Consider the following 13,108-nt stretch of genomic DNA (forward strand, 5'->3'; position numbering starts at 1 on the left):
ACTGCCGCCGCCCGGGGGGACTCGAACCCCCTACCTCCAGCTTGGAAGGCTGGCGCTCTATCCAGATGAGCTACGAACGCATACACGTCGCCATAAGGCAGCGGCAGGACGTTTTTATACCAAGGTTGCAGAGCGCATTGCAAGTTCTGAGTCATCGCACCACCGCCTTCACAGAGATGATGCTGTTGGCATAGGTACCGGTGGTCACGATCCGCGCGCGGAGCCGGTCCCCGAGAATGCCGTCAAGAATGGTGTCGTCCGTCAACGCGCCATCGGTGGGAACGGCGGGGGTGCCCCTCGGCGTCAGGCCGGACACATTCACCACCTTGACCGCGCCCGCCGCGCCAAAGGCGAGACACGCCACGTCAACCCAGGTGATCCCGCCGTCAAGGCTGGTCGCCACATAAACCTTGGCGGTCGTGCCGCCGGAGCCATAGGCAAGCCGCGCCTGGATGGTGACGGCGGTCACGCCCTCCAAGTCCAGAATGGGCGACTGCGCTTCGTTGATGGCGGTGGTGATGGCGCGGTCGGCAAGCGCGTAAGTGCCGGGATTGAGCATGGCGGTTCACCCGATGGACGGTTGACGGTGGGGAAAGAGAAGCCCTTCAACATCCGGGGGCAGGCACACGCCCGCGCCAAAGCCGCCCACCCAATAGGTGGTTGCCATGACGCCCGACACGTCTTCCGTGCGCACCATCGGATCGCGGGATCGGGCGAACCAACCCGCCTTCACCAGCATGATGGTTGCCCGCTCGATGTCTTCCGGGAGCGTGCGGCCCGGTTGTCCAGGCGCGACGTAACCGGCGGTGTACTCCACCGTCACTTTGCCAACCGGCCAATCACAACGGCGATCCAAGCCGGTCAGCCGGTGGATGAACCCGGCTCCACCGTCGGTTTCGTAATCGGCGGAGGTCAGCGCCTTTCCCCCTTCGATGATCGAGAGGATGGAAACCACCGGCCAACGCCCAAGGGACAGCGCGTCGGCGGCGACCGTCAGGCGAACGCTTTCGCGCACCGTTTCCAGGGCGAAGACGCGGTTGCAGAACCGTTCGACCGTCGCGCTTGCGCGGGCGATCAGGTCCGCGATGAACGGATCATCCGCCCCCGTCACAAGGGACAACTCAGCCTTGATCGCGGCCACGGTGGTGAGTCGGCGGGTGGTGGCGGGGGTGATGACGGTCAGCATGGCGGGCCTCACACCGGCGGGTTGCTGGTGGGGGCGTTGGCCGGATGCCCCAGGATCGCCACGGCCCCCAGGTTCGCCGCGCTGGCGTTGCCGGTGGGGGTGATGGTGAGGCGCTGGTAGCGCTTGCCCCCGACATAGCCCAGCTTGCGGGCCTTGTTGTCGTCGGCAAAGGTGAAGCCCGCCAACGCCTCGGTGCCCACCAGCAGAGCGTCAGGCACGGCCACCGCGTCGGACAGGTTCGCCGCGTCGCCATGCTCCAACAGGACGGCAAAGGTGGCGTCCGCGTCGGCAAGCGAGCCGGTCAGCAAGACGAAGGTCACGGAGCCATAGCCCAGCCGGTCCACGATGGCGGACACGACGGGGGTGTTGTCGCTGGTCGCCACCCCCGGCGGGATGATGGTGATGGGATGGATGCTGTTCAGCAGGTCGCGCATGGTGTGGCCCTTCCTCAGTTCGTGGCGATGCGCAGCTTGCGCAGGGCTTCGGATTTGCGAACGCCACCGGCCACCCGCTTGCGGGCGTGGAAGCGGCATTTCCCCTTGGTGCGTTGGGTCAGGTCGTCGCGCAGCAGGGAGAAGCCCACCCGGTCGAACACGCGATAGCCTTGCGCGAAGTCACCGAACACCAGGGGGATGGCTCCCGCCGTGATGTCCGGCATGTCGGGCAGTTCCACCACCGGACGGCCCAGGATCGTGGTGACGGGGGAACCGGCCAGCCCGGTCATGGACAGCAGATATTCGCCCGTCGAGGTCTTCAGCTTGCGAACCGCCCCCAGGGTGGTGGAGTTCATCGCCCAGACAGCGTTCGTCCGGTAGGGCGACGGCAGGGCGTGGAAGGCGTCAATCAAGCTGTCGGCGGTGATCTTCGCCGCGTCGCCGCTCGCCACGGTCGGGATGCTGGTGTCGGTCATGAAGCCCATGGGGCGTTTGACGCCGTTGCCGGTGACGAACGCCTCACCCTCCGCTTGCCCGAACTCTTCGGCCAGATCGGCGGCGAGTTCCGCGAAGATGTCCACGGCGGCGTCTTCCAGCGTGCTGAACGCCACATCGACATAGGCGGTCAGTTCCTTCACCTCATAGGCCGACTTGCCATAGCGCGAGCCGGTTTCGGTGTCGTCGCGGTCTTCCAGTTCCTCCACCCACGTCGCGGTGGGGCGACCGATCCGCTTGGGCAGTTCCACCGATCCGCGCGCCGTGTTGCGCACGGTGGCAAGTTGACGGACGGGCGACCACAGCACGATGTTCTTGTCCACCTCCGCGATGAACTCCGCCGGGGCCAGATAGCCCGCGCTGGTGTCGTCGCCCGTGCGCAGGGTCTTCACCTCGGTGAACTCCATCCCGGCGGTTCCGCCCCGGAGGTAGGCTTCAAACGCCTTGCGTTCGGGCGCGGTGGTTGCCGCGTCGCCCGTGGTCGCGGCGGTTCCCGGACGGCGCAGCATCGTTTCAATGCGCGAGACGCCTTTCGCGGTGGTCCCCATGCTGTCCTCAACCGATTTCAAACGCTTGTCGATGTCGGAAACCGTCCCTTCCAAGGCGGTCAGACGGGTGTCGGCGGGGGGCGTGTCGGTGGTGTCGGTGGTCGCCGCGTTCGGATCGGCCATGGTCTTTTCCTCGTGGGTTCGTGCCGTCGAAACGGCGGGGAAGGATTTCACGCTGGTGATGGTCGCGGCGGGGGCAGCCGGAACCGACACCAGTGAAATTTCGAGCAAGTCCACCTCATCCAACCGCCGGATGCCGCCGGGCAGGCGGGTGGCCTTGATGGTGCGGAAACCGATGCTCAGGCCGGTCAGCGCCTTGGCGCGGGCCAGGGCATAGGCGTCATCCCCGGTGGTGGTCCCCAGGGTCAGCCGCCCGGCCACCGTCAACCCACGCGGGGTTTCCTCGACGCGCTCCCACGCCCCGACAACCGCCGCCGGATCGTGGCTCAACAGCATGGCGGGCATGGTGCCGCGCGCCTTGTGTTCGGCCAGCGAGCGGGAGAAGGCACCGGGGGCCACGATGTCGCGCACGCGGTCGGGCGTACCCCCGAAGGGCGACGCAAGCCCCTCGATCAGCCCGGCACCGCTGGGGGCGGCTTTGAACTCCAGATCAAGCCGTTCCATGCGCGCCCCCTGTGGTCGGGGCGGGCGCGGTGTTGACCGGGCGCATGAAGGTTTCACCCCCGGCGTAGGGCGGGCGGTTCTCCATCGCGCGGGCTTCGTTCGGGTTCAGAATGCCCGACGAAATCGCCTTGCTCATCGCTTCGAACCGGGCGGCGATGTCGGCGCGGGCCAGATCGTCCACCAGAAATTCAAAATAAAGGCTGTCCCGTTCGTCGGGCGAAAGCAGCGTGATCGCCAGCGCGTCGCACCAACTGCGCAAGATGGGCAACATGCAGAAGGTGAGGAATTGTTGCCCCATGCTCTCGGCGTTCGCGTGGGTGGCGCGGTCCATTTCGTTGACCAGATGCAGCGGCACCCGCCAAAAGCGCGACACCTCTTCGATTTGGAACCGGCGCATTTCCAGGGTTTGCGCGTCCACGCTGTTCAACTGGATTTGGGTGAAATCCATGTCGTCATCGAACATCATCGTCCGGTGTTCGGCGTCCGCCCCCGAATAGAAGCGGGTGAACAGGGCGCGGATGCGCTGCAACGCCTCGGGCGTCTTCTTGCCCTTGACCTTCAAAATCCCGGACGGCTTGGCACCGCGACCGAACAGCCCGGCGCAATGGGCCTCCAACGTCAAAGACAGGCCAATGGCCTCCCGGCCCAGCGTGACGGGCGACGCGCCCTTGTGAACGTCCAGCCCCACGCCCCGGATGTGCAGGATCTCGGATCGGTCATAGTCGCGGGCGGGCAGCGCCGGGTTGCCGGTGGCGACGCTGTAGACCGGGGCCATGGTGCGCGGGTCTTGCCGGATGGAAACCGCGCGGGGATCGAGCGGGATCAACTCCACCACCCGGCCCTCGCCGTCCCGGTTGACGAAGGCAAAGGCGTTGCCGTGGGTGGCAAGGTGGGTGCCCAGCACAAGCCGGAACTCGCTGGCCGGGGTCCAGTCGTTCGCGGCCTTCGTCACCAGGGCGTAAAGGGGATGGTCGGTGGCGCGCTCCCGGTCATCGCCCTTGCGGCGGTACAGGTGCGGGGTCAGTTGCCCCATGGTTTCGGCAATGACCTTGATGCAGGCGAAGGACACCGAACAGCGCATGGCGGTTTCCGGGGAAACCGACACACCGGCAGCGGTCGGCAACGCCCCGCCGGTCAGAACCTCATAGCCGTCCGCGCTCTTGCGCTCAGTATCCGTGAAAAATCCCTTGATTGCTCCAAACATTTGCCGCGTCCTTTGCCGTACAAAAGCAAAATTCGTCGCAGTATCCGCGCAATCAAGTTATAAAATCAAAACAACCACACGCCTTGTGATTTGTCTTTTCTTCATCATTCCAGGGTTTTCCAACCGGAACAGAATGATTTCCGCACCCTTGACACATCACCGGACACCCGGCATCCGCTTGATGATGCCAGCGTCGGCCAGCAGCTTGGCGACGTTCGCCTTTTGCGCTTCCGTTGGCGTCGCGTTGTGGTCGGAACCGTCCGTGTCACGCCAACGCCCGATCCGGGGACCGGCTCCCCCTTTGGCGATCACCGTCAAGCGCTCCCATTCCTGCCGGAAGGCCGCACGCTCCGCGTCCAAGGCAGCTTCCAATTCCGGCCAACTCGGCCACCATGTCGGACGGCCCGGAACGGTCAGCCGCCGCAAGACCCGTTTGACAACATCCGCGTCGTTGATGATCGCAGCGGGATAGCCCGCGCGCAGAATGGCCGACGCGGCCCCCATCAGCTTGCGTTCGGGCGGCAAGTCCTTTCCCGCGCACAGATTCGCCACATGGGCCACGAACCGATCAGCCTCCTCTTGGTTCACCGGCCTGGATTGGACCTTCAGAACCCCCAACGCGTGGACCGCATCGCGTTTCATCTCGTCGGTGATGACAGCGGGCGGATGCCACGGGCACGGGCGGTTTTCGGCTCCATGATCGTCGGTGAACACGACGGTTTCAGGCGTCGCCAAAACAGCGCTCAAGGTCGCGCTCAAGTAGCGCCTCGAAATGGTTTCCTTGGGAAGCGTGCCGAATGGGTTGAACGGGGCGACGGTGTTCATGCGGGCCTCCCTTGGGCATTGGGCGGTTTCGTTGGGCGATGGCGTCGGCTATGGGCTTCTCGAAGTAGGACAACGTTCCCGGTGGAGCTTGGGACCGGGCGGCCATCGCGGCGCAGATTGCGGAAAACACCCCCTCGCACAGCGCATCGTCCGCACCCGCCGCAACCCATCGCTTGGCGTGGGTGATGTCCGTGGGGTGAGGGAAGGGGCGGCGTTGGTCTTCGCCAAAGGCCGCAGCGCGGGCGTTGTCGAACGCGTGAATGATCGCCCGTTCGGCCAAAATCACCCGAAGCCCCCCATTCGGCTCAGGCTGGGGGTTGCCGGATGGAACCGGATCACCGGCCAGATCGGAAACCGGCTCGCGCCCATCAACACAACAGTTAACTTCTTTAACTGTATTCCCTTCTTTGTTCTTGGTCCTAAAGCGGTCCTCTTGCGGTCCTGAACTGGTCCCGCTTGTGGTCTTCAAGCGGTCCTCTTGCGGTCCAAAATCGCCATCAATACCTTGATATTCCTTGTAATTCATGATGCGGGCGATGGTCCCGGCGTTCTGCGGGCAGCGGTCCCGAAACAGGGCAATCATGCCATCGTCAACCATGCGTTGGATCAGGTTCCGCATGGTGTTTCGGTGCAAGCCGAACTCTTCGGCCAAGCTGCGTTCCGCGATCAGGAGTTCCCCGGTTTCCAGGCGCACAGGGCCGTATTTCGTCGAAATGCGGCCATCCCGCCATTGGGCAGCGGCCAGCATCCACGAAAACACAGCGGCCTCTTGCTTGCTTCGAAAAACCGGGTTGTCCCACAGCCGCCGATACTGCCGGGTGTATCCTCCCTCAGCGTTCATGGTGCAGCCCTCCCCCCCTTCGATCCGCCAATCACGCACCCAGGTCGCTGGTGGAGCGGACCAACTTCCCCATGCGCTCAACCGCCCAGCGGTCGAGTTCCGCGACGGGGTACAGCGGCGTCCGGCTCACCCCCTTGTTGAAGGCCGGGCCACCCCCGACGCTGGCGTATTTGGCAAGCGTGGCCGGGGCGACGGTCACGCCGTGGACCAATTCCAGATACTCGGCAGCCTCCCAACGGCGCAGGCGCGGCTTGCGCAGGGCGGGCGGAAGGCAAAGGTCAGGGCTTTGCGGCAGAACGTCATTCTGCCGAATGCTCAGATCAGACATGTTGTGGTTCCTTTCGAAGTTGGGGCCAATGCCCCCAGTCAACTCAGCCGTTGTCCTCTTCATCCGCCGCCATCGCTTCAGCGATAGCCCGCAGCGCCTTGCCGGTCAGAATGCGCACCGTGCGGATGGGGGGAACCTCCTTTTCATCAGCATCGGGAAACGCAAACCGATGTTTCGGCGTGTAAATCTTTCCGTCTAGGGAATAACTCTCCCAAATCGTAAATGTTTTGATGTCGGGATCAACCTCGATCCGATCAATGTCTCGGGCTTTCTGAGGCAGAGCCAACAGAACCGTCAACGCTTCACCAAAGTAACTTTGCCCAGTCAGAGGGCATTTTTGTTCTCCAAAAGCATCACGGGACTGTTGATTCGGGGAAATATACATTGCGCCAAGATTGAGAGTCTTTGCGATCCGCCCGGCGTTGCGCTTGGTTGGACTCCCCAAGATCGCACTCAGCAACAGCGCAACGTTCCCCGGAGTGGCCGGGGTTCCGCCACCAGGGCCGGAGCGCCCGCCGGAAAACTGCCCATCGTCCCGGATGGCTCGCTCCCAGTCGTACAACTCATGCAAGGTCATATTGAGCGCTTCGGCCATCCCTTGCGCATACAGGTTTCTCAGGTTCATCACGCACCCCTAATGTTGGCGTTGTCTCAACATTGTTTTCCCGGACTGTCTGGATAATGTTGTGACTCTCCCAACATGTCAAGATCGTTGGTCAGGCGAGCGGCGAAACCGCCTTGAACGCGATCAACCACAGCCGCTGTAGCTCTTCCCGGTGTTCGGCTGCCGCCCTGGACAGGTAGGAGGCGGCAGACGGAGCCTCACCATGTCCCATGGTCTCAGCGATCACGCTCAAGGCGTTGATGGCCCCCTCAAGCTGGATCAGTTGGGCTTCCATGGCGATGATCGCACGCGGACCAGGGTTGTTGAGCTTCCTCTTGGCAACCTTGGGGGTGGCAAGAAACTCTCGCATGATGGCCTCGCATATTCAGATTAACGTTTTTCGTTATTCGGTACCGTAAAACGGTGCGCGAAACGAAGCAAGCGCATTCCGGTATCGGTTGACGATTTTCGTTATTTCGGCCATTGTCGTTGTCATGATGACACCAGCCCAATGCCGTGCGGCTCGCGCACTAATCGACTGGTCGCAAAAGCGGCTTGCCGAAGCATCCCATCTTGGCGAGAGCACCATCCGCAACTTTGAAGCGGGCCGGGGATCGCCAACTCATAACAACCTCGCCGCGATCCGCGCCGCCCTGGAAGCGGCGGGCGTTGAGTTCATCCCTGAAAACGGCGGTGGCGCTGGGGTGCGTCTGCGCAAGGAAGCTCCCTGAAACCGCACGAGCCGCCAACCGGCGGCGGGAAACAGCGCCCCGATCAGGGCGCACCTTGGGGGTGGCAAGAAACTCTCGCATGATGGCTTCCTTGGCAAAACATGATACCTCAGGCATAATCTAACCAGCAAACACTAGTCAATACCTGAGGTATCATCTCATGCTGACCAGCGAGCAAGTCAGAGCCGCACGGATGCTCGTGCGCTGGGAACAGCGTGACTTGGCTGAACAGTCCAAGGTCTCCTTGCCAACCATCAAACGGCTTGAATCAAAACCCGGCACGATCTCCGCATATGAAACCACCCTCGCCGCGATCCGCGCCGCCCTGGAAGCGGCGGGCGTTGAGTTCATCCCTGAAAACGGCGGTGGCGCTGGGGTGCGTCTGCGCAAGGAAGCTCCCTGAAACAAAAAGCCCGCCACGGCGGAACCGGGCGGGCTTTGGTTGGTTTTCTGGCGTTGGCGGGGTTATTCGTTCCACATTCGTTCCGGTCGGTCAAGCCTTCCTGAAAAAACGGCTGCACGCTGGCACGCCAGCATAACAGGCGCACTCAAACACCCGCCGCTCACGCCCCTGCCGATCCAGGTCCTTCAACCGGAAGCGCTGCCCGCCAACAGCGGAAAGCAAAGAAGGCCCAGCGAAAGCCGGGCCTTCATGTCTGAGCCGTGCCCCATTACGGATCTCTTGGGTCAAGCCCTCAACTCGCCCTTGCGGGAAAGTGCGGCGGCTGGGTCTTCCGCCCTCAACAGACCGATTCAGCGTGCGGGGAGGCGCACGCCACGTCAAGAGCAAGACCAGACATGCCGCCGATGCGCTTGCGTTTCAGGTCCATACCCGCCCCAATCAAGAGTTGCTCGCAAACCAGCGCGAAGCTATGTTTTGCGTGCGGTCCGTGAAGTCGGTTTGGCCGTTCAGTGACGGGGGGATCTTCGGGTTCAGCACGATCACGTCACGGGCCGTGAATGCACCGTCTCACGCTTGCGCCCGATCCGCGCCGCAGCAACGTGGGGGCAAGCCTCGTCCAGACGCTTCACAGCAACGCCCCACGTTGGTGCGCAGCGGTGAGCAATGGCAAATCCACCGACACCCGATCATAAACGGCACGCGGCACCAGGGTGCGCCCGTGGCGTTGCAAATCGACCAGCCCGAACCCGGCCAGCGTCTTCAGGGTGCGCGACAGGTTCGGCCCCTTCCGCCCGCTCAAGCTTTCCAATTCCGCCACGGATGACGGTTTGGCTTCCGCGATCAATTCCAACAGCAGTTGGTTCTTGGTCGAAAGGACTTGCGCAAAGCTTTCGATGGACGAGAACCAGATTTTCGGCTCATCCGGCGCAGGCTTGTGTTCACCGCGAGCGATGGCCATCAACCGCGCCTTTTGCTGTTCATAGGTGGCGATCCCCACCTTGACGACACGTTCGGTCATGATTTCACCCCTCGCTCTTTCAGCACCGCATCGACTTTGGCGAAAAAGTCCGTCAACAGGTCTTGCGCCGACACATATTCGTAGAAGCTGATTTTCTGCCCATGATGCTGGTGGTCGTACTCAATCCGCCGCACCCGCCCCGGCCCGCGCCTTTCCCCCGTCACCTTCGGAGCGTGCGCGTTGTCGATCCCGAAGATGCGCGGCCCCTCCATGACATGCAGCGTCAGCGAGTATTTGACCCCGTGCGGAATGGCCGGTGACAGCGGGACCGCGCGCGCTTCGATCTTGAACCAATAGCCGCCCCCGACTTCACCGCGCTGCCCATCCATATCGAGAAGGGTTTGAAGCCCCCATTGTTCATCAACCATGCCCCCTCCCCAGCGCCTTAAACCTATCATCGGATGATAGATGTTTCAACGCGTCCCGAGTCGCAGCCCCGAAGTTCAACGCCCACAAGTTCAACGCCTATGAACGCCCCGGCCTTTTGGATGCGAGTGGCACCACGTTGCCGCTGGTCTCTCCCTTCATCGCGGCGGCAATGGTCCCGGCGATCCGGTCGGCGGCAGCCTTCAGGGGATCGTTCGACAGGTGGGCATAGCGGGCCGTGGTGGTGGTGTCCCGATGGCCCAGCAAAGCACCGATCACAACAAGGCTGTCGCCACCCGACGCGCCGACGCTGGCGAAGCTGTGGCGCAGGTCGTGAATGCGCACGCCCGGCAACTCGGCGCGCGTCCGGGCCTTGTCCCACACCTTCCACACGGCGGTGGTGGTGCCGTCGCGCCCCCGACCAGGGAACACCGGGCCGGTTCGCTCATCGCCCTGCAAGGCGGTCAGCAGCCCCAGCGCCGCCGCGCCCAACGGCACCACCTTTGCCCCGGTCTTGGAGTCGGGGAAGCGAATGCACGCCCGATCCCAATCCACCCACTCCCAACGCAACCCGGTGATTTCACCGCGTCGGCAGCCGGTCAACGCCAGCAGGCGCGCGACATTGACCGCAACCGGATTGGCTCCTTCGTCGATCAGGTCGGCCAACGCCTTGCCAAGCCGCGCCATTTCAGACGGCGACAGGAACCGTTCGCACTTCTTATCGGCAAACCGCTTGACGCCCCGCACCGGATTGTCAGGGCGCAGGTTGCGGTTCACCGCGAACTGAAACACGCCCGACAGCAGCCCCAGGACGCGGGCGGCAGCCCCTCGCCCTCCGGTCACGGTCGAGCGGGATTTGAACCCGCCCTTGATGTCGGCAGCGGTCTTGCCGGTGGCAACGTCCGCCTGAAACCGCTCGATGTCCGCACGGGTGATGGACCGCAGCAGACGCTTGCCCAGCAGCGGCTTGACATGCCGCTCCAGCTTGCCCTTGTCGGTCGCGATGGTGGACGGCTTCTTTGTGGTCATCCCCTCCGACACATAGAGGTCGCACAGTTCGGACACCGAGAGGTCACGCCGCTGTTCCTCACGCCGCGCCGCCGGGTCCAACCCGCGCGCCACGTCGGCCAGGATCAGGCGCGCCTCTTTGCGGGCCTCATCCGGGGTCATGACGCCATGGCGGGCGACGGTCATCCGGCGGGAGCGGCCACCAAAGCGATATTGCACAACGTAGGATTTCGCCCCGGCCACCGTGACGCAGAAGCCGAAACCGGGCAATTCGTCATCCCAGAGGAAGCGCGTCCGCCCGTCGGCGGTCGTCACATCGACCAACTTTTTTGTGATCTTCGGCATTGGGCGGCGTCTCCATGTAAGCGCCATGTAAGCAGGCAAGGGAAAATGCGTGAGTTTTCCCGGAGTGTCGTTGCCCCACTATCTCGTAAAAAACCCTGTAAAATCAATGTGACTAGCCAATTCCAGAAAGCTCACGCAACCATCGGAAAATATAAATCACGGGCCTGCCAGATGCCGGTCACGGCGATGGAGGCGTTTTTCAGCACCAGTTCCACCACCTTGTTGGCGGTTTTGATGTCGGGCAGCGCCTTCATCACCGGGGAGCGGCCATAGGTTTCGCCGGGGGCCTTCAGCCAGCGGAAATTGACGAAGGGCGATTGGGCGAAGCGCCCCTGCGCCAGCCAGGACGGATCGGCCAGACCGCTGTCCAGCACCACGCCCCAGCGGTAGGCCAGACCATCGGGCAGCACCGCTTCCACCAGCGGGAACCGGCGGTCCGGCTCGTCGGCCCCGCCCCGCTCCACCGCGTCCGGCAGGGCGGCGGCGGGGAAGCGGTGGCGCAGTTGGGCGAGCGTGGCCTCGCTGCGGCGGAAGGTGGCGTCGAGGCGGCCGTCCGGCCCCTCCTCCAGCACCGCTTCGGCCAGCGGCACGGCGGTGAAGCGCAGGGCCGACTCACCGCCGGGGGCGGCCTCCTCCATCAGCAGGCAGGCGGTGCCGACGGTGACAAGGTCGAGAAACGCCTGATGCGCCTCCACCGCGAAGTTGGAGCGGTCGAAATGCGCCTGGACCAGCCCGGCGGCGCGGTCGAGCATCGGGGCGACGCGGTCACGCTCCGCCCCGGTCAGCGCCGGGCCGGGTTGAAAGCCGAACCAGCGCGACCAGGGCGGCGTCAGTTCCGACAACAGACTGGCGGCGAGCTGCTCCACCGCGTCGGGAGCGGTTCCGTCGAACAGCCGATCGACCCGCCGGTCCCCCGGCGTGCCGACCCCGCGAAAGGGCTGGCCGTTCGGCAGGGCGTGGTCGTAGCACTCCTGCCAATGGCTTTCCCACACGGTGCGGCGTTCGCGGGCGGCGCGGTAGCGCTCCAGCAGGCGTTGCGCCTCCTCCCGGTCCGGTTCCGAAGGGGGGTGCGGGTGATCCGGCGGGGCCAGATCGGCCCGGTGGCGGTTGGGCATGGCGGAACTCTCCCTCAAACGACCTCTCCCTCAAACGCCGTGGGCGGCGCGGGTCAGATGGCGGTGCAATTGCCACGGGGTGACGACAAAGGGCGCGTGCAGCCCCAGCAGCCGCTTGACCGCCTCCACGCAGGTGAACGGCCCCCAGGGGGCCGGGCGGGTCAACCCGCGCCGCAACGGCGCGGTGTCCACCGTCAGCCCCTGGTCGCGGTACCAGCCGGGCAGATCGAAGCCCGGCGGCAGATCCAGCACCGCCACGTCGGTGAAGGGGGCGAGCGGATCGACCACCACCCAGCGCCGCCCGTCGTTCAACAGGGCCAGACAGTGGCGGAAGCCGGGTTTGAGCGGGCGCAACCACCACAAGGGCGACTCCCCCCGGAACACCACCCAGGCGGCCGGGGCGGTGGCCGGTTCCCCGGGCGCGCGGCGGGGGACCGGGAGTGATGCGGGGGCGTGGCTCATCGCACGATGCCCTTGGCCCGCAGCACCGGGGCCAGCCGGGCGAACGCCTCCCCCCACAGGCTGTGGGCGCGCTGCTCGCGGTGGCGGTCGGGATCGGGCGCGCTGAGGCGGCGGCCGTAATGGGCCAGCACATACAGATGGTCGCGCAGCAGGGCGCGGCTGCGGTACAGGCGATCCACCGCCCGCATCACGTCCGCCGGTTCGCAGGGGCGCTGCACCGCGCCGCGCCCGGCGGCCACCCGCGCGCCCGCCGCCTTGGCGTCCTCGGCCTGGACCGACCAGAACCACGCCTCCTCGGCGCTGTTGAAGGGGGTCCCCTCGACGCCAAAGGGATCGCCCGAACGCACGATCACGCCCGGCGGCGGGTTGGCGGCGGGGCGGCTGGTGGGGACACAATGGGGGATCGCCATGCTCGTCTCCTGTCGGACGGACGGGTGGAGCGGGGGGCGGTCCGCAGGCGGTCCCGCGTGGGGAACACCCAAGCTTTGTTTCCCAACCGCACCCCACCCCACCCGCCGTCACGGGTTTTTTCCCGGTGGGGTGGTGTTTGTGTTTTCTTTTTGTTTCTATT

General features: G+C 64.6%; 18 protein-coding genes and 1 tRNA gene. 2 read left to right on the top strand and 17 right to left on the bottom strand.

Features of this window, described 5'->3' with window-relative positions; translation table 11 throughout:
- Positions 1 to 5: 5 nt before the first annotated feature.
- From EJ903_RS02140 to EJ903_RS02190, 11 genes are all read right to left on the bottom strand, one after another.
- A tRNA-Gly gene (locus EJ903_RS02140) sits at positions 6 to 80 on the bottom strand.
- Positions 81 to 151: 71 nt separating this feature from the next.
- Positions 152 to 559, bottom strand: coding sequence for a hypothetical protein (locus EJ903_RS02145; RefSeq protein WP_126611623.1), 408 nt, complete (start codon positions 557 to 559; stop codon positions 152 to 154).
- 6 nt (positions 560 to 565) lie between these two features.
- A complete protein-coding gene (locus EJ903_RS02150; RefSeq protein WP_126611625.1) occupies positions 566 to 1,186 on the bottom strand; it encodes a head-tail connector protein in 621 nt (206 codons plus the stop codon).
- Positions 1,187 to 1,194: 8 nt separating this feature from the next.
- Entirely contained in the window at positions 1,195 to 1,620 is a 426-nt protein-coding gene (locus EJ903_RS02155; RefSeq protein ID WP_126611627.1) for a hypothetical protein, read from the bottom strand.
- 14 nt (positions 1,621 to 1,634) lie between these two features.
- Positions 1,635 to 3,287: a phage major capsid protein gene (locus tag EJ903_RS02160; RefSeq protein ID WP_126611629.1), complete on the bottom strand. Its 1,653-nt coding sequence runs from the start codon at positions 3,285 to 3,287 to the stop codon at positions 1,635 to 1,637.
- On the bottom strand, positions 3,274 to 4,491 hold the full coding sequence (locus EJ903_RS02165) for a phage portal protein (protein ID WP_126611631.1): 1,218 nt from the start codon (positions 4,489 to 4,491) through the stop codon (positions 3,274 to 3,276). The genes EJ903_RS02160 and EJ903_RS02165 overlap by 14 nt, the downstream gene beginning before the upstream one ends.
- A 156-nt stretch (positions 4,492 to 4,647) precedes the next feature.
- Positions 4,648 to 5,238, bottom strand: coding sequence for a hypothetical protein (locus tag EJ903_RS02170; RefSeq protein ID WP_246015097.1), 591 nt, complete (start codon positions 5,236 to 5,238; stop codon positions 4,648 to 4,650).
- Positions 5,213 to 6,157: a helix-turn-helix domain-containing protein gene (locus tag EJ903_RS02175; RefSeq protein WP_126611633.1), complete on the bottom strand. Its 945-nt coding sequence runs from the start codon at positions 6,155 to 6,157 to the stop codon at positions 5,213 to 5,215. Before EJ903_RS02175 ends, EJ903_RS02170 begins: the two co-directional genes overlap by 26 nt.
- A gap of 31 nt (positions 6,158 to 6,188) precedes the next feature.
- Positions 6,189 to 6,485, bottom strand: coding sequence for a hypothetical protein (locus EJ903_RS02180; RefSeq protein ID WP_210211361.1), 297 nt, complete (start codon positions 6,483 to 6,485; stop codon positions 6,189 to 6,191).
- Positions 6,486 to 6,528: 43 nt separating this feature from the next.
- Complete coding sequence (locus EJ903_RS02185; RefSeq protein WP_126611635.1) at positions 6,529 to 7,110, bottom strand: hypothetical protein; 582 nt, start codon at positions 7,108 to 7,110, stop codon at positions 6,529 to 6,531.
- A 91-nt stretch (positions 7,111 to 7,201) separates the two neighbouring features.
- Positions 7,202 to 7,459, bottom strand: a complete 258-nt coding sequence (locus EJ903_RS02190) for a hypothetical protein (protein WP_126611637.1) — start codon at positions 7,457 to 7,459, stop codon at positions 7,202 to 7,204.
- An 88-nt stretch (positions 7,460 to 7,547) separates the two neighbouring features.
- Between EJ903_RS02190 and EJ903_RS02195 the strand changes: the two genes are divergently transcribed.
- Positions 7,548 to 7,820 (top strand): helix-turn-helix domain-containing protein, encoded by a 273-nt coding sequence (locus EJ903_RS02195; RefSeq protein ID WP_246015098.1) that lies wholly within the window; start codon positions 7,548 to 7,550, stop codon positions 7,818 to 7,820.
- Positions 7,821 to 7,980: 160 nt separating this feature from the next.
- A complete protein-coding gene (locus EJ903_RS02200; protein ID WP_126611639.1) occupies positions 7,981 to 8,223 on the top strand; it encodes a helix-turn-helix domain-containing protein in 243 nt (80 codons plus the stop codon).
- Positions 8,224 to 8,848: 625 nt separating this feature from the next.
- Here EJ903_RS02200 and EJ903_RS02205 read toward each other — a convergent pair.
- The 6 genes from EJ903_RS02205 to EJ903_RS02230 form a co-directional block, all read right to left on the bottom strand.
- The gene (locus EJ903_RS02205) at positions 8,849 to 9,241 is read right to left on the bottom strand and encodes an HVO_A0114 family putative DNA-binding protein (protein ID WP_126611641.1); all 393 of its coding nucleotides are present in this window, start codon (positions 9,239 to 9,241) and stop codon (positions 8,849 to 8,851) included.
- Positions 9,238 to 9,609 (bottom strand): toxin-antitoxin system TumE family protein, encoded by a 372-nt coding sequence (locus EJ903_RS02210; protein WP_126611642.1) that lies wholly within the window; start codon positions 9,607 to 9,609, stop codon positions 9,238 to 9,240. Before EJ903_RS02210 ends, EJ903_RS02205 begins: the two co-directional genes overlap by 4 nt.
- 97 nt (positions 9,610 to 9,706) lie before the next feature.
- Positions 9,707 to 10,960, bottom strand: coding sequence for a site-specific integrase (locus tag EJ903_RS02215; protein WP_158627859.1), 1,254 nt, complete (start codon positions 10,958 to 10,960; stop codon positions 9,707 to 9,709).
- A 131-nt stretch (positions 10,961 to 11,091) separates the two neighbouring features.
- Positions 11,092 to 12,075, bottom strand: coding sequence for a portal protein (locus EJ903_RS02220; RefSeq protein ID WP_417281844.1), 984 nt, complete (start codon positions 12,073 to 12,075; stop codon positions 11,092 to 11,094).
- Positions 12,076 to 12,105: 30 nt separating this feature from the next.
- A complete protein-coding gene (locus tag EJ903_RS02225) occupies positions 12,106 to 12,537 on the bottom strand; it encodes a hypothetical protein (protein WP_246015099.1) in 432 nt (143 codons plus the stop codon).
- Positions 12,534 to 12,947 carry a hypothetical protein gene (locus EJ903_RS02230; protein ID WP_246015100.1) on the bottom strand — a complete coding sequence of 138 codons (414 nt, stop codon included), beginning with the start codon at positions 12,945 to 12,947 and terminating at the stop codon, positions 12,534 to 12,536. The genes EJ903_RS02225 and EJ903_RS02230 overlap by 4 nt, the downstream gene beginning before the upstream one ends.
- Between the last annotated feature and the right edge of the window lie 161 nt (positions 12,948 to 13,108).

The organism is Azospirillum griseum, assembly GCF_003966125.1.
GTDB classification, from domain to species: Bacteria; Pseudomonadota; Alphaproteobacteria; order Azospirillales; family Azospirillaceae; genus Azospirillum; species Azospirillum griseum.